This window comes from Pseudomonas synxantha (genome assembly GCF_900105675.1).
Classification (GTDB): domain Bacteria; phylum Pseudomonadota; class Gammaproteobacteria; order Pseudomonadales; family Pseudomonadaceae; genus Aquipseudomonas; species Aquipseudomonas synxantha.
On the sequence record NZ_LT629786.1, the window covers coordinates 3,487,454 to 3,507,930 of the forward strand.

General features: G+C 59.7%; 16 protein-coding genes, 4 tRNA genes and 1 pseudogene. 8 read left to right on the forward strand and 13 right to left on the reverse strand.

Translation table 11 applies throughout. The features are described 5' to 3' along the window. The first annotated feature begins 9 nt into the window (after nucleotides 1-9). The 3 genes from BLU48_RS16130 to BLU48_RS16140 all read left to right on the forward strand — a co-directional run bounded on the left by BLU48_RS16130 (nucleotide 10) and on the right by BLU48_RS16140 (nucleotide 3,766). The gene (locus BLU48_RS16130; RefSeq protein ID WP_057014064.1) at nucleotides 10-657 is read left to right on the forward strand and encodes a MotA/TolQ/ExbB proton channel family protein; all 648 of its coding nucleotides are present in this window, start codon (nucleotides 10-12) and stop codon (nucleotides 655-657) included. 56 nt (nucleotides 658-713) lie between these two features. Beyond that, the gene (locus BLU48_RS16135) at nucleotides 714-1,931 is read left to right on the forward strand and encodes a phospholipase D-like domain-containing protein (protein ID WP_046069055.1); all 1,218 of its coding nucleotides are present in this window, start codon (nucleotides 714-716) and stop codon (nucleotides 1,929-1,931) included. A 95-nt stretch (nucleotides 1,932-2,026) separates the two neighbouring features. Then, nucleotides 2,027-3,766: a dipeptidase gene (locus BLU48_RS16140; protein ID WP_057023549.1), complete on the forward strand. Its 1,740-nt coding sequence runs from the start codon at nucleotides 2,027-2,029 to the stop codon at nucleotides 3,764-3,766. Between the two features lie 33 nt (nucleotides 3,767-3,799). Here the strand turns inward: BLU48_RS16140 and BLU48_RS16145 are convergent, their stop codons facing one another. Then, nucleotides 3,800-5,461: a M24 family metallopeptidase gene (locus tag BLU48_RS16145; protein WP_057023548.1), complete on the reverse strand. Its 1,662-nt coding sequence runs from the start codon at nucleotides 5,459-5,461 to the stop codon at nucleotides 3,800-3,802. 76 nt (nucleotides 5,462-5,537) lie between these two features. Between BLU48_RS16145 and pdxR the strand changes: the two genes are divergently transcribed. Further along, nucleotides 5,538-7,028, forward strand: a complete 1,491-nt coding sequence (pdxR, locus tag BLU48_RS16150; protein ID WP_057023547.1) for a MocR-like pyridoxine biosynthesis transcription factor PdxR — start codon at nucleotides 5,538-5,540, stop codon at nucleotides 7,026-7,028. Nucleotides 7,029-7,034: 6 nt separating this feature from the next. On the opposite strand, the gene gltS is transcribed toward pdxR, so the two are convergent. From gltS to BLU48_RS16165, 3 genes are all read right to left on the reverse strand, one after another. Then, nucleotides 7,035-8,246, reverse strand: a complete 1,212-nt coding sequence (gltS, locus tag BLU48_RS16155; protein WP_057023546.1) for a sodium/glutamate symporter — start codon at nucleotides 8,244-8,246, stop codon at nucleotides 7,035-7,037. A gap of 161 nt (nucleotides 8,247-8,407) precedes the next feature. Further along, a complete protein-coding gene (locus BLU48_RS16160; RefSeq protein WP_056846288.1) occupies nucleotides 8,408-8,695 on the reverse strand; it encodes a hypothetical protein in 288 nt (95 codons plus the stop codon). Between the two features lie 55 nt (nucleotides 8,696-8,750). Next, complete coding sequence (locus BLU48_RS16165; RefSeq protein ID WP_057023545.1) at nucleotides 8,751-9,854, reverse strand: polyamine ABC transporter substrate-binding protein; 1,104 nt, start codon at nucleotides 9,852-9,854, stop codon at nucleotides 8,751-8,753. Nucleotides 9,855-9,991: 137 nt separating this feature from the next. Here BLU48_RS16165 and BLU48_RS16170 point away from each other — a divergent pair, with 137 nt between their 5' ends. Then, on the forward strand, nucleotides 9,992-10,783 hold the full coding sequence (locus tag BLU48_RS16170) for a helix-turn-helix transcriptional regulator (protein WP_057023544.1): 792 nt from the start codon (nucleotides 9,992-9,994) through the stop codon (nucleotides 10,781-10,783). A gap of 79 nt (nucleotides 10,784-10,862) precedes the next feature. Here the strand turns inward: BLU48_RS16170 and BLU48_RS16175 are convergent. The 4 genes from BLU48_RS16175 to BLU48_RS16190 all read right to left on the reverse strand — a co-directional run bounded on the left by BLU48_RS16175 (nucleotide 10,863) and on the right by BLU48_RS16190 (nucleotide 11,277). Next, nucleotides 10,863-10,938: transfer RNA gene (locus BLU48_RS16175), tRNA-Gly, on the reverse strand. 3 nt (nucleotides 10,939-10,941) lie between these two features. Next, nucleotides 10,942-11,017 (reverse strand) — tRNA-Glu (locus BLU48_RS16180). 105 nt (nucleotides 11,018-11,122) lie between these two features. Further along, nucleotides 11,123-11,198: transfer RNA gene (locus BLU48_RS16185), tRNA-Gly, on the reverse strand. A 3-nt stretch (nucleotides 11,199-11,201) separates the two neighbouring features. Beyond that, a tRNA-Glu gene (locus BLU48_RS16190) sits at nucleotides 11,202-11,277 on the reverse strand. Between the two features lie 357 nt (nucleotides 11,278-11,634). On the opposite strand from BLU48_RS16190, the gene BLU48_RS16195 reads away from it, so the two are divergent. Together BLU48_RS16195 and BLU48_RS16200 are read left to right on the forward strand one after the other, a co-directional pair. Further along, nucleotides 11,635-12,405: a hypothetical protein gene (locus BLU48_RS16195; RefSeq protein WP_057014071.1), complete on the forward strand. Its 771-nt coding sequence runs from the start codon at nucleotides 11,635-11,637 to the stop codon at nucleotides 12,403-12,405. A 207-nt stretch (nucleotides 12,406-12,612) separates the two neighbouring features. Beyond that, nucleotides 12,613-13,425 (forward strand): alpha/beta fold hydrolase, encoded by an 813-nt coding sequence (locus BLU48_RS16200; protein ID WP_057023543.1) that lies wholly within the window; start codon nucleotides 12,613-12,615, stop codon nucleotides 13,423-13,425. Nucleotides 13,426-13,461: 36 nt separating this feature from the next. On the opposite strand, the gene BLU48_RS32700 is transcribed toward BLU48_RS16200, so the two are convergent. From BLU48_RS32700 to BLU48_RS16215, 4 genes and pseudogenes are all read right to left on the reverse strand, one after another. After that, nucleotides 13,462-14,379, reverse strand: a complete 918-nt coding sequence (locus BLU48_RS32700; RefSeq protein WP_414896212.1) for a methyl-accepting chemotaxis protein — start codon at nucleotides 14,377-14,379, stop codon at nucleotides 13,462-13,464. Further along, a pseudogene (locus BLU48_RS32705) lies at nucleotides 14,371-15,462 on the reverse strand (HAMP domain-containing protein); the annotation flags it as partial. The gene BLU48_RS32700 and the pseudogene BLU48_RS32705, both read right to left, overlap by 9 nt. A gap of 80 nt (nucleotides 15,463-15,542) precedes the next feature. Beyond that, entirely contained in the window at nucleotides 15,543-16,955 is a 1,413-nt protein-coding gene (locus BLU48_RS16210) for an aminotransferase-like domain-containing protein (RefSeq protein ID WP_057023541.1), read from the reverse strand. Nucleotides 16,956-17,155: 200 nt separating this feature from the next. Beyond that, nucleotides 17,156-17,917, reverse strand: coding sequence for an SDR family oxidoreductase (locus BLU48_RS16215; RefSeq protein WP_057023540.1), 762 nt, complete (start codon nucleotides 17,915-17,917; stop codon nucleotides 17,156-17,158). 228 nt (nucleotides 17,918-18,145) lie between these two features. Here BLU48_RS16215 and BLU48_RS16220 point away from each other — a divergent pair, with 228 nt between their 5' ends. After that, entirely contained in the window at nucleotides 18,146-19,153 is a 1,008-nt protein-coding gene (locus BLU48_RS16220) for an NADP-dependent oxidoreductase (protein WP_057023539.1), read from the forward strand. A gap of 502 nt (nucleotides 19,154-19,655) precedes the next feature. On the opposite strand, the gene pyrF is transcribed toward BLU48_RS16220, so the two are convergent. Then, nucleotides 19,656-20,354, reverse strand: a complete 699-nt coding sequence (pyrF, locus tag BLU48_RS16230) for an orotidine-5'-phosphate decarboxylase (RefSeq protein ID WP_034118948.1) — start codon at nucleotides 20,352-20,354, stop codon at nucleotides 19,656-19,658. Between the last annotated feature and the right edge of the window lie 123 nt (nucleotides 20,355-20,477).

The window sequence follows — 20,477 nt, forward strand, 5'->3', positions numbered from 1 at the left end:
AACACCATCATGGATATGAACCTGCTCCACGACGTCACCTTCTATGTGATGTATGCGGCGATGGCCATCGCGATCTTCATCGCTATCGAACGTGGCATCTACTTCGCCTATGTGCGCCGCCAGGCCCGTGCCCTCACCGACGCCCTGGGCCCCCAGGTGCACAGCGAACGCGACTTGCCGGACAGCCTGACCCGCCGTCACAGCCTGCCGCTGAACATGGTGTTGCCGGTGCTGGCGCAGAAGGCATCGAATGGCTCGCGCAAAGACCTCGACGACGAAATCGAAACCCAATACCTGAAGACCCGCGCGCCCTTGGCCCGTAGCCTGTGGATCATCGAAACCATCACCACTGCCGCCCCGCTGCTCGGCTTGCTGGGTACCATTCTGGGCATCATCGATACCTTCAAGGCATTGGCGACGGCGGGTGTTTCCGACCCAGGGCAGATTTCCGGTGGTATCGGCACGGCCCTGTTCGCCACCGGCCTGGGCATCGCCATCGCGCTGTTCTGCGTGGTGTTCCACAACTTCTTCCAGGACAGCCTGGAACGCATCAATGATCAGTTGAAGATCCTGCTGATCCGCGCAGCCAGCGGCGCCCGCGAGCAGGCCGAAGCACCACACCGCGTGCCGACCCCGCTTCACAGCCGCACGGCATGACCCGCCGGGCGGGCGCGTCATGCACCCGCCCCCTCTTTTTGTCCGATGAGACGCTTATGTCCCTTTCGATGAAGTTGCGTATTGCAAGCCTCGCCGGCTTGCTCCTCAGTCCGCTGGCCCAGGCGGACTTTTCCATTCCAGGGTTTGAATTGGTGCATACCGTGCCGGTGGACACCACCCTGGACGCTGCCGATCTGCGCCAGACCGGCGCGGTATGGATCGAGTTGTTCGACGGCGCAAAAAGCCGCATTGATATCGGCCAGTTCTACGCCGCCGATCATCCAGGCTCGGTAATGGACAAGGTCATCGAGCACCTTGAGGCTGCCGGCAAGCGCGGTGTGAAAATCCGTTTTCTGCTGGAAGAAAAAGGCATCAAGTTATCGGAAGCCGCCACCCTGGAACGCCTGCGTGCGATTCCCAATCTGACCTTCCGTGTGCTGCCCTACGGGCAACTGAGCGGCGGCATCATCCACGCCAAATACCTTGTGGTGGATGGCAAGCAGGCATTTATCGGTAGCCAGAATTTCGATTGGCGCTCCCTGGAACATATCCACGAAACCGGGCTGCGGATTACGGACGAGGCGGTGGTGGGCCAGGTTCAGGCGATCTTCGATCAGGACTGGCAAGCCCAGGCTGCCCTCGCCGATAAGCAACCGGTGCCGCTGCCGGCCACCGGCCAGGAACCTACGCGTGTCGGCAATTACCTGGTGGCCAGCCCGCAACGCTACAACCCGCCTGGCGTAGGCGACTCACAGCTGGAACTGCCACGCCTGCTGGGCGAAGCAAAAAAACAAGTCCGCGTGCAATTGCTTGACTATGCGCCACTGTCCTACGGCCCGGATCGGACCCGGCCGTACTACGCGGTGATCGACAACGCCGTGCGCGCCGCAGCCGCCCGCGGGGTGTCAATCAAACTGATGGTGTCCAACTGGAACACCGACAAGCTGGAATTGCCCTACCTCAAGAGCCTGGCGGTGCTGCCCAACGTCGAGATCAAGATCGTCACGCTGCCCGAGGCCAAGCAAGGCTTTATCCCCTACGCGCGGGTGATCCACAGCAAGACCATGGAGATCGACGGGCAAGTGGCGTGGATCGGCACCAGCAACTGGCTGGGTGGTTACCTGGATAACTCGCGCAACCTGGAGGTGGTGATGCGCAGTGAAGCGATGGCCAAACGCGTAGGGCAATTGCATGCGCAACTGTGGGAAGGGCCCTACGCTAGAGCCTTGAACGTGACTGATGAGTACCCTGCGCCCCATCCTGGCCAGCCTTGACCTTGGGCACCTGAGTAATGGTAGTGTGTGGAAATGTTTCTGGCATATCCGTCAGAAACCTCCTACTCACTACCTGCAAAGGAATGCCATCAACCATGCACTTCCCACTCAAAAAACTGGTAGCTGCCACCCTGTTCGCTGCTAGCCTTTCAGTTGTCACCACCCCTGCGCTCGCCAACATAAGCGCCGAACAAAGCGCGGCGATCCTGAAGAGCTTCAGCGACACGTCGGTCACCGATTTCCGCAGTTTCCTCGGCACCCTGGCCAAGGGCGACCTGGGCAAGAGCAGTGACGTCGGCCCGGCCATCAGCACCTTTCTCGACAACAAGACCCTGAGCGCCGAGCAGCAGAACGAAATCAACCGCCTGCTCGGCATCTACACCCGGGCGAAGTACGGCAAGGCGGCCCTGGAAACCCTGCGCGAACTGGTGGAGATCCCGACGTTCAACGTAGACGGTCTGCCACAGTACAAAAACCCGGAATTCCTCAAGATTGCCGACAAGATCCAGGCCCTGGCCAAGTCCTTCAACCTGAACTTCCGTAACGTCGATAACCGTGTGTACGAAATCTCCCTGGAAGGCAGCGGCGATGAAGTCGTCGGCGTGCATGCCCACGCCGATGTGGTGCCGGTGACGCCGGAAAATTGGGTACTGCAAGACGGCACCAAGCTCGACCCGTTCAAGGTCACGCTGATCGGCGACCGTATGTATGGCCGTGGCACCGAGGATGACAAGAACGGCATCGTCGTGGCGATGTACGCCATGAAGGTGATCAAGGAAGAAAACCTGCCGCTGGCGCGCACGTTCAAGCTGCTGGTGGACACCACCGAGGAAACCTCCGGTGACGCCATTCCTTACTATTTCGAACGCAATCCCGTGCCGCAATACAACCTGGCGCTGGATGGCGGCTACCCGGTAGTGATCGCCGAAAAAGGCTCGGGCACCGTCATGGCCACCTTCCCGGTGCGCAAGGGCGAAGGCCAAGGCGCAGAAATCATTTCGATGACTGGCGGCAAGGCCACCAACCAGATTCCATCGGTATCGGTCGCCACGCTGGTCAGTGATAAACCTGCCGAACTGGCAGCCAGCCTGCAGCAAGCTGGTGCTGATTATGCCAAGCGCAATGGCGGCAATTTCCAGGTGACTGCCAAGGTCGACGGCAAGGACGTCAAGCTCACCGTCACTGGCGTGTCTGCCCACTCCTCCGAACCTGAATCCGGGATCAACCCGGTGGCACGCATGCTGGAGTTGATCCACAGCGTCGACGGCAAGATCGCCCTCAAGCACAACCACATCACCGACGCCGCCCACTATGCGGCGGACAACTGGGGCCTGGATTACCTGGGGGGCAAATTGGGTGTGGGCTTTGCCGATGACTTCATGGGGCCGCTGACCACCTCGCCGACCTTTGTCGGCCTGGACGACAAAGCCTTCAAGCTGGCGGTCAACCTGCGTGCGCCGAAGGGCAAATCGCCGGAAAAACTCAAAGCCGAAATCGCCGAGAAGTTGAGCGCCTGGGACAAACGCACCCAGGTCAAGGTGGACTTTACCTACTCGCTGGATACGCCGATGTACCGCAACCCTGAAGGTGAATGGGTCAAGGCCTTGCTGGCGGTCGCCACGGAAAACCTCGGCATGGCGCACAAGTTCGGCACCTCGGCCGGCGCGACCTCCGTGCATGACTTGCCCAACGGCGTGCAATTTGGCCTGGCGCGACCTGAAGAGAAGTACACCGGGCACACCGACGGTGAGTTCAAGACCGTCGAACAGTTTTTGCTGGACCTGCAGATTGTCACTGAAATGATGGGCCGAGTTGGCCAACTACCCAAGCTCTGAGCGCAGTGGGAGCCCGCCGCAATGGCGGGCTCGTCAGGCTTGCAGCATCAGCATATCCTCAAAAAAACCACCGACCGGCTCCGTGGGATGGCATAGCTGGATTTCCAGCACCCAGGCCATCTCACTCGGTGGGATTTCCAGCTCCGCCAGCACCTTGCTTTCTAACAGCGCATGGGGAAAATCCGCAAGGCGGTGCCCTGCGAGGTTGCGCGCCAGCCTCCAGCCCTTGGACTCGGCGCTCTGCTCGGCGAAGTCATAGAGTTCACGCCCGGTCAGCCCGCGCAGCCAGGCTTCACGGGTTTCATCAAATACTTCATGCAGGGCTTTTGTACAGGCCAGGTGCAACGGCAAATCACCGAACACAAAGGTGTCGCCGTAGTCGCCTTCGTAGCCATCCCAGACCGGTCCCAGGTCAACCACGGCGATGTCCGTGGCGCGCAGCCTGCGTTGACGGTCAATGCCTTCACGGGGTGGGCGCACCGTGTCGGCGCCAAAGCGGATGTAGGTTGGATGCCAGGTATGGGACGCGCCCATGGCGTGCAGTTGCTCGGCCGCCATATCGAGGGCTTCGCCGGTGGTCATACCCACCTTCAGTTGGCTGGCGATCGCCGCCAGGGCGCGGATGGACTGCTCGCGTGCGGCGAGCATGCCGTCCAGCGAGTAACGTGGGCCGACTTTTTCCCAGATCGGGTCCAATGGCTTGGAGGGCGCTCCCGCACTCGAACGGCCACTGGGCACAAAGGCTTCCGCGACAAACCGGTGGCTGGGCAAGCCCGCTTCAAGACAAACCGCACGTGTCTGGCTGATCATCGCGCCGTTACCGCAGGCATAGACCTGGGCCGCCTGCCAGTGATGCCCATGACTCAGCGCAACTTCCTGCACCCGGCCCTCTGAGGCCAGTACCGGATGCCAGTGAAAACGTGGGTGGTCCATGACCATCCTGGCCAAGAACAGGCTGTCATAAAAATCTGCCGGCTGCGCACCGCCCCAGTACAACGTCACCTCCACCTCGCGTTTCAAGGCGGTCAGCAGAATCGGCTTGATGCCTGCGTAACCCGTGCCCGTGGCGAACAGCACGACCGGCGCACTGTCATCGTCCTGCCAGGTGCAGGCACCAAAAGGCCCTTCCAGTTGCAACAGGTCGCCGGCTTCAAGGGCGCCCAGGAAGGTCTCGGAAAACAGCCCGCCGCTCACCCGACGAATCTGGAACACCAGGCGCCCATCGCTTTCGGCCGGCAAGTTGGCGATTGAGAAACAACGCGAGTCACCGTCGACCACGCGGAACTTGGCGTACTGTCCCGCTCGCACCGCCAGCGGCATGTCCGGCATCACGACCAACTCGATGACATCGGGGCTGAGCGCGCGCTTGCCCAGCACCGTTGCCTCGACCACGAGCACGGGTGTGTCCAGCGACCAGCCGGGAATTTCCAGACGCATATCGGAGCAGGCATGGCTCTGGCACAGCAGCATTTCATTGGCGGCCAGCGGATAGGACGGTGCCGGGACTCCCGGGTCCAGTGGCTTTGCACGGTACGCACCGTCGGCCACTACCACCTTGCACGACCCGCACGCGCCACGCCGGCACGAAAACGGCACGGTCAAGCCGCTGGCGAGCATTGCATCAAGCAACAGTTCATCACCGGCTTCAAAGGTTTTCCCCGAGGGGGCGAGTTCGATGACATGGCGTGTGTTCATAAGGACCTCGGGTGAGTGAGATCTGATTGTTGCGCTAGACTAGGCCCATTAGAACCTCCAGATTTGGATAATTCAGATGGTCCAGATGCGCAAATGGCGCCCCTTGCTCAAGCTCGACGAAGATACCCACCAGGCGTCCTACCGCAAGATTGCCGAGGGCCTGGTCAGCGCGATCCTCGAAGGCCGCCTGGCGCCTGGAGCCTTGCTGCCGGGCACACGGGAAATGGCGCAGTTGCTCAACGTCAACCGCAAGACCGTGATCCTGGCCTACGAAGAAGCCATGACCAAAGGCTGGCTGATCAGCGAGCCGCGCCGTGGCACCTTCGTCAATGCGCGATTGACGCCCAAGCCCATGCCCAGTGCTGCGCAACCGTCCTTCGCGCCGCCGCTGCTGGAGCAGCCGGTGGTGCCGTATTTCACCCACAACGCCCAAGTGGTCGCTCTCCAGCATCGACATGGCGCGCTGTTTTTCGACAATGGCACCAGCGATCACCGTTTGCTGCCCCAGGCCGTTTTGCATCGCTACTATCGTCATGCATTGCGCAACAGTTTTGCCTCCAACACCTTGCGCTACGGCAGTGAGGGCACCGGCTACCATTTGCGTTGCGCCCTGGCCGACATGCTGCGAAATAATCGCGGGTTGACGGTGAATGCCGAGAATATCTGCCTGACCCAGGGCACCCAGATGTCGCTGTACCTGAGCGCAAGCCTGCTGCTCAAGCCCGGCGACGTGGTGCTGGTAGAGCGTTTGAGTTACCCACCGGCGTGGGAGATTTTCCGAAAACTCGGCGCACAGCTGGTCACGGTCGACATCGATGATGAAGGTTGCCGCACCGACCAGATAGACCGTTTATGCCGCGAGCATGACGTGCGCATGATCTACCTCACGCCCCACCACCAGTTCCCCACTACCGTGAGCTTGCATGCAGCACGCCGGCAACACTTGCTGGCACTGGCGGCGCAACATGACTTTTGCGTGATCGAGGAAGACTACGATCACGAATATCATTTCAGCGGCCGCCCTTACCTGCCGCTGGCCAGTGACCGCGCCCAGCGCCATGTGATCTACATCGGTTCGTTATCCAAGGTGCTGGGCTCAACGTTTCGTTGCAGCTACATCGTGGCGCCCACCCAGGTGATTGAGGTTTTACAGCGCAATGCCGCATTGATGGTGGGCGATGCCGATGGGGTGGCGCAGGCCATGCTGGCGGACTTGATCAATGACGGTGAGTTGAAAAAGCATCTGCGCCGCGTCTCGAAAGAATACCTGGCGCGCCGAACTGTGCTGCGCGATTGCCTGGACCAGGCATTCGGCGATCGCATACAGGTGCGCGAGCCTGAGGGTGGCTTGGCGCTCTGGGTACGCTTCGAGGAAGGAATAGACGTGGATCGCTTGGTAACCACCGCCCTGGACCATGGGCTGGTGGTGCGCAGCGGTCGTCAGTTTTCACCCAACGACCGTCCGGAAAATGCGCTGCGCCTGGGCTTTGCATCCCTGGACCGGGATGAAATCGCGCAAGCCACGCAGCGCTTGGCCCAGGCGATGAGAGCGCTGGCCACGGGGTGAAGCGACTTACCCCGCGGCCCCCAGGAACGGCAGTGCCAAGTACAGCTTGATCACCACAGCATTGGTGATATCGATGAAGAATGCCCCGACCATCGGCACCACCAGGAACGCAATCTGTGACGGCCCGAAGCGCTGGGTCACGGCCTGCATATTGGCAATCGCAGTGGGGGTGGCGCCAAGCCCGAACCCGCAATGACCGGCCGCCAATACCGCCGCGTCGTAATTACGGCCCATTACCCGAAACGTCACGAAAATCGCAAACAACGCCATCAACAGCGCCTGCGCAGCCAAAAGGATGACAATCGGCAAGGCCAGCGCCGCCAGGTCCCAGAGTTTGAGAGACATCAGCGCAATCGCCAGGAACAACGACAAACTGACATTGCCCAGTACCGACACTTCGCGCTCGAACACCTGGTGCCAGCCGAGGATCGACAGCCCATTGCGCAGCACTACACCGACGAACAATACGCAGACGAAGGTCGGCAATTCGAAGGCAGTGCCTTGGATGGCACTGTTGAGCAAGGTGCCGGCCTTCAGGCTGATCGCCACCAACGCCAGGGTCTCGATAAACGAAAACGCCGTGATCAGACGCTCCTGGTTGGGCTGTTCGAAGCCCTTTGGCAAGCGCGGCTGCGGTTGCCCGACACCTGGCACTTCGACCCGCTTGATCAGCAAGCGCGCCACGGGGCCGCCAATCAGGCCACCGAGTACCAAGCCAAACGTCGCCGATGCAATTGCCAATTCAGATGCAGAAGCTACGCCATATTGCTCACTGAACACCGCGCCCCAAGCCGCGCCAGTGCCATGTCCGCCGGATAATGTCACCGAGCCGGCCAGCAAGCCCATCAGCGGATCCAGGCCAAGCGCCGTGGCCAGTGCGATACCCATGGCGTTTTGCAACACCAGCAGCGCGGTTACCACCAGCAGGAATATGGCCACTATGCGCCCGCCCTTCTTCAGGCTGGCGAAGTCTGCGTTAAGGCCGATAGTGGCGAAAAACGCCAACATCAAGGGGGTTTGCAAAGAGGGATCGAAGCGTACCTCGATATCAGCCAGGCCGCGCAATGCCAGGAGCAGCAGGGCGACCAACAAACCACCGGCGACCGGTTCGGGAATATTGTAGGTGCGCAAGAAGCCGATCCGCGCCACCATCCATCGCCCCAGCAATAGCACCAGCGAAGCGGCTACCAGTGTTGAATAAAAATCGAGTTGAAGCATCTGGGCAGTTCTCTGAAGTGAGCAAGGAGAATGGGTGGCCAGAGTAGAGAGCACGACAGAGAAACGCACCTCCCCCACAAAAAGTACAGACTATCCCTACATGTTTGACAAGAATGCCCTACGACGAGCTGCGCTTTTGATAGGAAAGACGGCACATGAGGCTATCCACGATACCGTCGCAACAAGGGCCAGTTGGAGGCGAGGGCTCCGGGCTCATAGTCGCGCCCCTCGACCCGCACAAGGTCAGGGAACTCAAGCAGCAATGCACGGTTACCCCTGCCGATGTGCTCCATCACTGCCAGGGTAATGTTCTCGCGCACCATGCCCGTCGAGACGTAATACATGGCCCAGGCTTGTTCGGGCGTACAAAGGCCGATCTGCTCTTCAATCTCTTTGTATGCCTTATAGTCGTCTGACTCCAGATAGCCCTGATCAACACCTTGGCGCATGCTGTCTCCCTCCCCCGGCCACCGCCCTGTGGTCAGCCGGCCAATAGTTCTACCCTCACGTACCACTCTTGACCTTGGTCCACACGCGGGTGCGGATGCGCTCGGCCTTCAGCGGCAAGGGTTCGAGCGGGACCAACGTGGCCATGGTCTTTTTATCGGGATAAATCCACGGGTTATCCCGCAACTTCTGCTCGACGAACTGCGTGGCATCTTTATTGGCGTTGGGATAGAGCATGTAGTTGGACGTCTTGGCGATTACCTGCGGCCGCAGCATGTAATTGATAAATTCCAGGGCGGCCTTGGGGTGCCGGGCATCCTTGAGCAGCACCCAGTTCTCAGACCAGACCAATGCCCCTTCCCGGGGCAGGCTGTAGGCTATCTTGCGTCCGCTGTTGGACTTTTCATTGATCGCCTGCGCCGCCAGGGCACCGTTGGCCCAGCCTACGACGGCGCAGATATTGCCGTCGGCCAAGTCGGTGTCGATGCGAGATGAGTCGAAATAGAGAACGTAGGGGCGGATTTTCAACAGCAGGGCCTGGGCCTTCTGGTAATCCTCGGGGTTGGTGCTGTTGCTCGGGAGCCCGAGGTAGTGCAAGGCAATCGAAATGATCTCGCTGGGCGAGTCGAGCATGGCCACGCCACACGCCTTGAGCTTGCTGATGTTCTCTTCCTTGAAGATCAGGTCCCAGCTGTCCACCGGGGCATCCTCACCCAGTGCCGCCTTGACCTTATCCACATCGTAGCCAATGCCGGTGGTGCCCCATACGTAGGGTATGGCATAGCGATTGCCGGGATCATTGACCGCCAGCAGAGCGAGGATATCGGGATCGATGTGCGACAGATTGCTCAGTTGCGAGCGATCCAGCGGCTGCAACACGCCGGCCTTGATCAGCCCGGGCAGCACATTGGAAGTGGCCACCACCAGGTCATACCCGGTGCGTCCGGCCATGACCTTGCTCTGCATGATTTCTGCGCTGTCGAAGGCGTCCATATGCAGCTTGATGCCGGAATCCTGCTGGAATTCACTCGGGGTCTGCGGCTCAAGAAACCCGAACCAGTTATATAGATACAACGAAGATTGGGCGGCGCCTGCCGGTGTACTGATTGCGGCACCCAGCAGCAAGGCTAAAAAAATAGCTCGCAAGTGTGATCGACTCATATGACTATCCTTGTCCACCCGACATGCCTTCATGGCTATCGTTAGTTCGGGATGAATATACCGGGCATGGTTGAATAGTAAATACCTAGAAGTACTTAGCCCTGGCCTGCCAATCCCTAACCCTAAAGGGGTAGAACATGTCGCTTGACCTTCATAGCCTGGCCTGGCATCGATCCGTTGGGAAACTGATCATGCAGCTCAATCGGCCAGAATTCTGGAGCTCATTGATTCGTGTATTGAATGAATACGTGCAGATAGACAATTGGGTTGTACTGGTTTTCGGCGATCACTCTGTGCGCGTGATCAGCCTGCCTGAGGTAGCTGACAGCGAAGAGGTTGACGCCTTCATTCATCGCTATGTGAAAGGTCTTTATCTACTGGACCCGTTTTATATCGCTGATCGAGAAAACCCGCAGAGCGGCTTCTTCCATCTGCTCGATATTGCGCCGGAACACTTTCTTGAGACCGAGTACTACCATCAGTATTTCGCGCAATTCATCTCGGTCGATGAGGCGCAATACAACGTACGCCTCGATGCCGACAGAACCTTGTGCATGTCGTTTGGCAGCAACATGCGGTTCACACAGGCGCAAGTTACCATGCTCGACATGATCAAGCCGTGGGTGACGGCGATGATGCACCAACGCATGTGCTTTGAAATCGACCAGGAAAAGAACATCGCCGAGCCAGCGCCATGGGCTGAAGCCATAGCCCAGTTGGAGGCTCAGATAACCACTCGCGAAAAAGATGTACTCAAGTTGCTGCTCAGCGGTTTTTCCAACAAGGAGATTGCCGGGAAGCTGTCGCTGTCGACGGAAACCATCAAAGTCCACCGCCGCAACATCTATAGCAAGTTGAATATAAAGTCGCAGTCCGAACTGTTTGCGCGGTTTTTTATGCCAAGGCAAGACGCGCCTGCGGCCACTTGAGTGCTGGCAGTGCACGGGTGAGGTAAAATCAGCACACACAAAAACGCCGATCATTACTGATCGGCGTTTTTGTTAAATATGGAGCGGGAAACGAGACTCGAACTCGCGACCCCGACCTTGGCAAGGTCGTGCTCTACCAACTGAGCTATTCCCGCAAATGGCGTCCCCTAGGGGACTCGAACCCCTGTTACCGCCGTGAAAGGGCGGTGTCCTAGGCCACTAGACGAAGGGGACACGCTACTGAAACACATGGTGTGTATTTCAGTGCCCAGAGGCCTCATCCGAAGACTTGGTCCTGGTTTCACTCAATGCCGCCCGAGGGCAACACTGCTTAAAAATTGGAGCGGGAAACGAGACTCGAACTCGCGACCCCGACCTTGGCAAGGTCGTGCTCTACCAACTGAGCTATTCCCGCATATGGCGTCCCCTAGGGGACTCGAACCCCTGTTACCGCCGTGAAAGGGCGGTGTCCTAGGCCACTAGACGAAGGGGACACACGTACAACATTCACTCCCTACCGCGTTTCGCTGTGTGCTTTACGCTGTAAGTGGCGCGCATTCTATGGATGGATTGAAAGGTCGTCAACCCCCATGGATAAATTTATTTAAATCAATGACTTCGCCGTCGTTTACCGACCTTCACGGGCTTTGTCGGCGTCCGAGCCCTGGCGCCTATATTCTGGCGCCCACCAAGACGTTATAGTTCACCCAGGCAAGTGATGGCAATGTGCACCCATACGGGACACGCCTACCTATATAGAAGAAAGTACCTGGTAATTGGTCGATCAATCCTATCCGCCGGCTGACCCAGTCACTACACTCAACAGCAAACCCTATAAAGAGGTCACACCGGTGACACCACTCATGATCACCCTGCTGGTAATAGCCGGGATCGCAATACTGATCGCCATTGGCTACATGAACCATGTGGTGGAAAACAATAAGCTGGAAAAGAAGCGCACCGAGATCGAGCTTAACGATCGGCTGCGCCGCTGCGGTGAAATCACCGAGACTTTTCCTGGCCAACTGATGACCCCGGCGCTCAAACTGTTGCTGGCCCGCCTGGAACTGAACGTCAACCAGCGCCTGTTGAACCTCAACAAATCCAGCGCGCCACTCAAGGCACGTATCGCCGAGCTGAATGCGCTGATCGCCCAGGGCGAATCCATTCCGGTAGCGAACCCACCGGCACCGATCCAGACCGAAGCCAAGGCCAAGGACGTACGCTTTTTGCTGGAAGCCTTGCACGGCCAAGTCACCCGTGCAGCCCAGGATGGCTTCCTGCCGACCAACGAGGCCAAGCACTGGATCAAGGAAATCCGTCATATCCTGGTGCTGCTGCATATCGAGTTCTTCAACAACCTCGGCCAACATGCCCTGCAGCAAGGCCAACCGGGCCAGGCGCGCCTGGCGTTCGAGCGTGGTGTGCAGTACTTGCGCAAACAACCGGAGCCGGTGCTCTACAGCGCGCAGTTGCAGCTGCTGGAATCACAACTGGCGCGCGCCAACTCCACGGTACTGACCAACAGCCAGCCCGCCGAGGACGAAGTCAACGAGTTGACCGAGGGGCTGAAGGTCGTCGACGCCGATGCCGAGTGGAAGAAGAAAGCTATCTACGACTGACAGCCCAGGTAATAATATGGAGCAAGGGCGATTTACCTGGTGTAAGACGATCCAAATGTGGGAGGGGGCTTGCTCCCTCCCACATTTGGATCGCGGCGCATCAGTTGGATAGCGCCCTCACCCCACAGGCCATCACTTTGCACCTATCCCCCCACCCACAACTAGCGTAAAAAAGTGCCCCTCACTCCGTGAAGTTAGAGGCCTGTTATGCCTGTTGCCGTGATTGATGGACAACCGCTGCACTATCTTGACCAGGGCACCGGCCCGGTCGTCCTGTTAGGTTCAAGCTACCTGTGGGCCAGCGACATGTGGGCGCCGCAGATTGAAGCGCTGTCGCAGCAATACCGGGTGATCGTCCCCGAGCTGTGGGGCCATGGCGAGTCGGGCACGCTGCCGACGCAAACCGAGTCCCTCGATGGCCTGGCTCGCCAGGCCCTGGCACTGCTCGACCATCTGGACATCGAGCAGATCAACCTGGTGGGCCTGTCGGTCGGTGGCATGTGGGGCGCACGCCTGGCATTGCAGGCTCCCGAGCGCATCAACAGCGTGGTGCTGATGGACACCTACCTCGGCGCCGAACCCGAAGCGACGCGCCAGTACTATTTCTCGCTGTTCAAGATGATTGAAGACGCCGGCGTGATCCCTGAACCGTTGCTGGATGTGATCGCACCGATCTTCTTCCGCCCGGGCATCGACCGCGAATCGGCGCTGTACCAGGATTTTCGCAAGTCCCTGCAAAGCTATTCCAAGGAGCAGCTGCTGCAAAGCATCGTGCCCCTGGGCCGCTTGATCTTTAGTCGCGAAGACATCCTGGCGCAACTACCACGCCTGGATTCCGACACCACCCTGGTGATGTGCGGCGAGCAGGACAAACCCCGGCCGCCCGAAGAGTCCAGGGAAATGGCCGACCTGATTGGCTGCGACCTGATCCTGATCCCCGAGGCCGGGCATATTTCCAGCCGCGAGAACCCGGAATTCGTCAATGAAGCCCTGCTGACCTTCCTCGCCAATCACGCCTGATCGCCCTGTCTATTGATCGCAGCGCCGTCGCTGCGATCAAAGGCGGAAATGCCCCACCATCCCCTTGAGCTCTACCCCCAACTGCGCCAGCTGGAGGCTCGATGCCGCGTTGCCTTGCATGCTCAACGCCGAGTGGTCGGCACTGGCACGAATACAGGTGACGCTGCGGTTGATCTCTTCGGCCACCGAGCTTTGCTCCTCGGCGGCGGCCGCGATCTGTTGATTCATCTGCTGGATCAGTGACACGGCAGCGGCAATGCTACCCAAGGCGCTTTCGGTTTCCAGGGCATCACCGACCGCCTGCTTCACCAGTTCGCCACTGTGCTGGATCTGCTGCACCGACGCCTGCGCCGCACTGCGCAAGGTGTTGACCAGCCGCTCGATTTCCTCGGTCGATTGCTGGGTGCGCTTGGCCAGTGCCCGCACCTCATCGGCAACCACGGCGAAGCCACGGCCCTGTTCACCGGCACGCGCCGCTTCAATGGCGGCGTTCAAGGCCAGCAGGTTGGTCTGTTCGGCCACGCTGTTGATGACGCTCAATACAGTGCCGATATTCTGGATCTCTGCACTGAGGCCCTCGATGCTGGCGCTGGCGCTGCTGCTCGACGCCGCCAGTAATTCGATACGCTGCAAACTCATACGCACCACCTGCTGGCCGCTGTCGACCTTGTCATCCGCCGTCTGCGCCGCTTGGGCGGCCTGCTCGGCGTTGCGCGCCACATCATGCACGGTGGCGGTCATCTGATTCATCGCGGTGGCGACCTGCTCGGTTTCTTCCTTCTGGCTGCTGACCTCGAGGTTGGTCTGCTCGGTGACACTGGACAACGAATGCGCGGAACTGGCGAGTTGTTCGATACCGGCCTGCAACCCGCGCACGATCTGGCTCAAACCACTGCCCATCTGCTGCATCGCCTGCATCAATTGGCCGATTTCATCACGGCGGCTGACCTCCATGCGTCCACTCAGGTCACCCGCGGCAATCTGTTGGGCCACGGCGATCACGCTGCGCAGCGGCGCCACGATCAACCGGGTTATCACCCATGCAGCGATCAAGCCCACCAGCAACGCAAGGGCGGATGAGCCGATAATCAGCATCGCGCTGTGTTGCAACTGTGCCTGCATGGACTGGTCTTCGGCGGCATACGCTTGGTTGACGCGACTGACCACGTGCTCGGCGCGGTCGTGCAGTTGCGTATAGACGACTTTCTCCTGGGCCAGCAGCCCGGTGTACTCGCCGAGTTTTTCACTGAATGACGCGATGTGCCCGGAGACTTCGTTCAGGACGGTCTGGTAGCCGGGGTCCTTGACGCTGCTCTTGAGCTTCTCGACTTCAACCAGCGCCTGGTCGGCCTGCTCGATCTTGCCCTGCTCAGCGGCATCGGCGTCAGCCTTGCGGCTCTGGTCCAGGCGCACCCGCGCCTCGTCCATGGCTTGCAGCATCAAGCGCGACACCTGGCTGACCTGCCCCGCCTGCTCGATAAATTCGGCACCCTCCTTGCCTTGGCTTTCCTTGAGAGCATAGGCACCGTCGTCCGCCAGGCCGGCTTGCAACACATCCAGGTTGTTCGCCACGCTGGACACTGACCAACTGGCCATTTCCAGCGCCAGGTCCTTGGTCTGGTTCAGTTCGACGAACTCATCGAACGCCTTGCGGTACGCCGCCAAGGCCTGCTCAACGTCACTCATCACCTGCTCGTTGGCTGCAGACCGGGCCTTGAGACTGGCGGCCTGCGCCGCCAGCGCCTCGACACCGGCATGCAGGTCGTCAACGGCCTTGGAGTCGGCGTGCAGTGCGTAGTCCTGCTCGATCAAGCGCACCTTGAGCAAGCCGCTGTTGAGCGAAGACATGCTCGTGAGCCCGTCAAAACGCTGGCCGACGGTTTGCAGCGACCACACACCTATCGCCGCCACCAGCGCCGTGAGCAGGAGTACCAAGGTGAAGCCCAAGCCCAGTTTTTTTGCCATACCAAGGTTGGCGAAACGTCGTTGCACGCCCGAAATCATTGCCTTGAATCCTCTTGCGATGGCCGATGCCATAAGCCAGGTTTACAAGCAGTGAGATTGGCAACCCATGGGTACTGAGCACAAGCGGCTGACGCCGGAATAATGGCAAAAAGCTACATGCTCGTCGTTTTCAGAATGGTCGAGGTCGATCTGGTTGCGCCCATGGCACGGAATAATGCCAATGCCCGCTGATCAGCCGCGTAGGCCACATTAATACGCAGCCACTCGCTGCGCTCACCCGTCGGGCTGAACAACCCTCCCGGCGACAGCAACACCCCCAGGCGTCGGGCGCACGCCTGCAAGCGTGAGGGGTCCGCCAAGCCAGGTCGCGCCCACAGGAACATACCGCCAGCGGGCACGGAAAATACCTGCCACTCCTCATCTTCCAACACTTGCAAGGTCGCGGCCATCTGCGCGTTCAACCGCTTGCGCAGGCGCTGCACCCACTTGCGGTAAGTGCCGTTGCTCAACAACGTCGCCACCATGGCTTCGGCAAAGCGCGAGGTGCCGATTCCCGTCAGGGTCTTGAGATGGGTCAATTGGGTAATGGTCGTGGCACTGGCACAGAGGTAGCCCACGCGCAAGGCGCTGCTCAGGGTCTTGGAAAAACTCGAGACATAGATTACCCGGTCGCCATGGGGCAACGCCGACAAGCGCGTGCAGCTGGCATGTTGCAGGTCGCCGTAGACGTCCTCCTCGATGATCAGAAAGTCGTGATCCCGGGCCAGCTCCAGCAAACGCTCCGCGACCCGGCGGCACAGACTGGTGCCGGTGGGGTTGTGGTACAGGCTGCTGATAAACAGGCACTTGGGGCGATGGGTTTGCAGCAGCACTTCCAACGCTGTGATATCCGGGCCGCCTCTGGTGCGTGGCACCTCTAGTAGCCTGACACCCTGAAAGGCCAATTGACGATAGAGATTGCCGTATCCCGGCGTCTCGACCACCACCTCATCACCGGCCTTGAGCAGCGTGCGTATCAACAGATCCTGGGCATGACTGGCGCCATGGGTGGTGAGGATACGGTCCAGGCTGGTGGGCACATGGATCTGAGTCAGGCGCTTGAGCAGTTGCTCGCGCAGCGCCGGCAGGCCCAAAGGCGTGCTGTAGTTGAACAGGGCAGCGGTGTCGGTACGGCTGACTTCGCGGATCGCATAGCTGATGTCATCGCTTTCACGCCAAGCATCGGGCAACCAGCCGCACCCCAGCTTCAGCTCGCCCAACGGGCTATCGGTAAAGGCGCCCCAGACCTGTTCTGCACCTTCGTACCAGTGATTTTCGTCGGCAGCCGGCGGCTGCGCCACCACAAACCCCGAACCGTGCCGCGAGGCCAGCAGGCCTTGGGACACCAACCGTTCGAATGCCTCCATCACGCTGGACTGGCTCAACAGGTTGTCGAGGGCCAATTGCCGAATGGACGGCAAGCGTGTTCCGGGGCTCACCCCATTCTTGCGAATCCATTCCGCCACTGCGCTGACGATTTGCTGAACCACCGGTACCAGGGCTTGTCGATCGATCCCTAAATCCATGAGCCACTCACTTCAACTGTCTGTAAACCTAAAACAGTTAAGCACAGAAGCCGGTTAAACCCCGTCGCCAAAATTTATTAAAGTATTGATTTTATTGAATTATTTACCTTCCGATACATATTCGGACAAGGCACTTTGCCAGTTCTGGAAACCCCTCACAGCAGCCCACTCACTTTTCGAATAGTCCATGAGATGAAGTCCTAGATCGCCGTGGCACCACCGTCCACCGCCAGCGCCTGGCCGGTGGTAAACGCCGCACCATCACTGCACAGGTACAATACCGCGCTGGCGATTTCCTCGACCTTGCCAATGCGGCCGACCGGGTGCATCGCCGCAGCAAATTCGGCCTTGCGCGGGTCAGCCTCGTAGGCACGACGAAACATGTCGGTATCAATGACTGCCGGGCAGACCGCGTTGACGCGAATCTTCTTTTTCGCGTACTCAATGGCCGCCGACTTGGTCAGGCCGATCACCGCATGCTTGGACGCGGCATAGATGCTCATCTTCGGCGCCGCCCCCAACCCCGCTACTGACGCCGTGTTGACGATTGCCCCGCCGCCCTGGGCCAGCAGCAACGGCAATTGATACTTCATGCACAACCACACGCCCTTGACGTTAACCCCCATGATGGCGTCGAACTCGTCCAGGCTGCCATCGGCCAGCTTGCCCTTCTCGATCTCGATCCCAGCGTTGTTAAAAGCGTAGTCGAGCCTCCCGTAGGTGGCGACGGTCTGCGCCATCAGTTGCTGCACGTCGGCTTCAAGCGTGACATCGCAACGCACAAAAAGCGCTTCGCCACCGGCCTCTCGGATCAGTGCGACCGTGCCCTCGCCGCCCGCCACATCAAGGTCGGCGACCACCACCTTCAAGCCTTCGGCGGCGAACGCCAGCGCGGTGGCACGGCCAATACCAGCGGCGGCGCCGGTCACCAGGGCGACCTGGCCGGAAAACGTCATGCTCATGGGAAGCGTCCTATGGGAGGAGTAGCGATGGAGCGAGTCTAGCCAACACCGGGAGCAACGCGTCAGCACTATCAGAAGGCCGGTTGGCGCTGCATGGATCGCAGTGATAACGTCACCCGGCTGATTATCAGTGAGGCCTATCGACGGGCATTCGTCTCCCACGGATATCTTGCCCTCCAGCCACTGAAGGTCTATCACTCATGGTTCCATTTCTAAAGAGTCCTTGCCATGACCGCCCAGACCAACCGCCAATTTCTTCTCGCCAAACGCCCGGTCGGCGCGGCCACGCGGGAAACCTTCACCTATCAGGAAGTGCCGGTGGGTACGCCCGCCGATGGCCAGGTGCTGGTGCGCAATGAATACCTGTCCCTCGACCCGGCGATGCGTGGCTGGATGAATGAGGGCAAGTCCTACATCCCACCGGTCGGCATCGGTGAAGTGATGCGTGCCCTGGGCGTCGGCAAAGTGATCGCCTCCAACAACCCGAAGTTTGCCGTGGGTGACTACGTAAACGGCGCCCTCGGCGTGCAGGATTATTTCCTCGGCGAACCCCGTGGCTTCTATAAGGTTGACCCCAAGCTTGCGCCCCTGCCCCGCTACCTGTCGGCCCTGGGCATGACCGGCATGACCGCGTACTTCGCGTTGCTGGAGACCGGTGCGCCGAAAGCCGGCGACACCGTGGTGATCTCCGGCGCCGCGGGCGCCGTGGGCAGCATCGCCGGGCAGATTGCCAAGATCAAAGGTTGCCACGTGGTGGGGATTGCCGGTGGCACCGACAAGTGCAAGTTCCTGGTGGATGAACTGGGCTTTGACGCCGCCATCGACTACAAAAGCGAAGACGTGCCCACGGCTCTCAAGCGCGAATGCCCCAAAGGGGTGGACGTGTATTTCGATAACGTCGGCGGCGACATTCTCGACGCCGTGCTCAGCCGCCTGGCGCTGAAAGCCCGCGTAGTGATTTGCGGTGCCATCAGCCAGTACAACAACAAGGAAGCCGTCAAAGGGCCGGCCAACTATTTGTCATTGCTGGTCAATCGCGCGCGCATGGAAGGCTTCGTAGTGATGGACCATGCGGCAAACTTCGCGGCGGCCGGCCAGGAAATGGCCGGCTGGATGGCCCAGGGTAAGCTCAAGAGCAAGGAAGATATTGTCGAAGGGCTGGAGACATTCCCGGAAACGCTGATGAAGCTGTTCAACGGCGAGAACTTTGGCAAGTTGGTTCTAAAAGTCAGCTGACACACTGCAGATCGAAATGTGGGAGGGGATTTGCCCCCCTGGGAAGTAAGCTTGTTCTCCCTGGAGCCTGACAGCCGACCGCTATCTAACTGATACTCTACGATCCAAATGTGGGAGGGGGCTTGCTCCCGATGGCGGCCTGACAGCCGACCAGAATGTTGGATCAGACCGAGTACATATCCGTTATTTGGGCAACGGCCACTATTGGTTCCGCTTTTACAGCGGGTCACTTTGAAAAGCGCAAAGTAACCAAACGCTCTTGCCCCACCACTCGGCACCTCGCCTAGGCTCGGTGTGCCCGTAATCCGATAGGGATTTTGGGGGCCGCCGCCACGCGTCATCCATGGCGCGGGGCGGCTAAGATCAAGATCAAAAGCAGATCGAGATCAAGAGCGACTCGCTGCGCATCATGGTTACCGTCGGTTGCTACACAGTTGTGTAGATACCCATGGTCATCGGGGGCAAGCCCCCTCCCACATTTTTTACAGTGCTCACTTGAGTATCAGGCGATCTCGGCAACCACTGCAGCCAACGCCTTGGCAGGATCCGCCGCCTGGCTGATCGGACGGCCAATCACCAGGTAATCGGAGCCCGCATCCAACGCCTGGCGCGGGGTCAGGATACGGCGCTGGTCATCTTGGGCACTGCCCGCCGGACGAATACCCGGCGTCACCAGTTGCAACGACGGGTGGGCGCTCTTCAGGGCCTGGGCTTCCAGGGCCGAGCACACCAGACCGTCCAGGCCGGCTTTCTGCGCCAGGGCCGCCAACCGCAAGACCTGCTCCTGGGGCTCGATATCCAGGCCGATGCCGGCCAGGTCCTCGCGCTCCATGCTGGTCAGCACGGTTACGCCGATCAACAGCGGTTTCGGGCCGCTGCGCTGTTCCAGCACTTCGCGGCACGCACTCATCATGCGCAGGCCACCGGAGCAGTGCACATTGACCATCCACACGCCCATCTCGGCCGCAGCTTTCACCGCCATCGCCGTGGTGTTGGGAATGTCGTGGAATTTCAGGTCGAGGAACACTTCGAAGCCTTTGTCGCGCAAGGTGCCGACAATTTCAGCCGCGCAACTGGTGAACAGTTCCTTACCGACCTTGACCCGGCAAAGCTTGGGGTCCAACTGGTCAGCCAGCTTCAGTGCGGCGTCACGGGTGGGGTAATCCAGGGCGACGATGATAGGAGTCTGGCAGACGGACATTGGAATGGGCTCTCAGGCAAGTCGAAATCGGCGCGGATTGTAGCGCAAGCAGCGCGGTTGCGGGATCCGATGATCGGTAAATACTGATCAAACGCCCGAGAGACGCCATTTCGGGCAATTGTT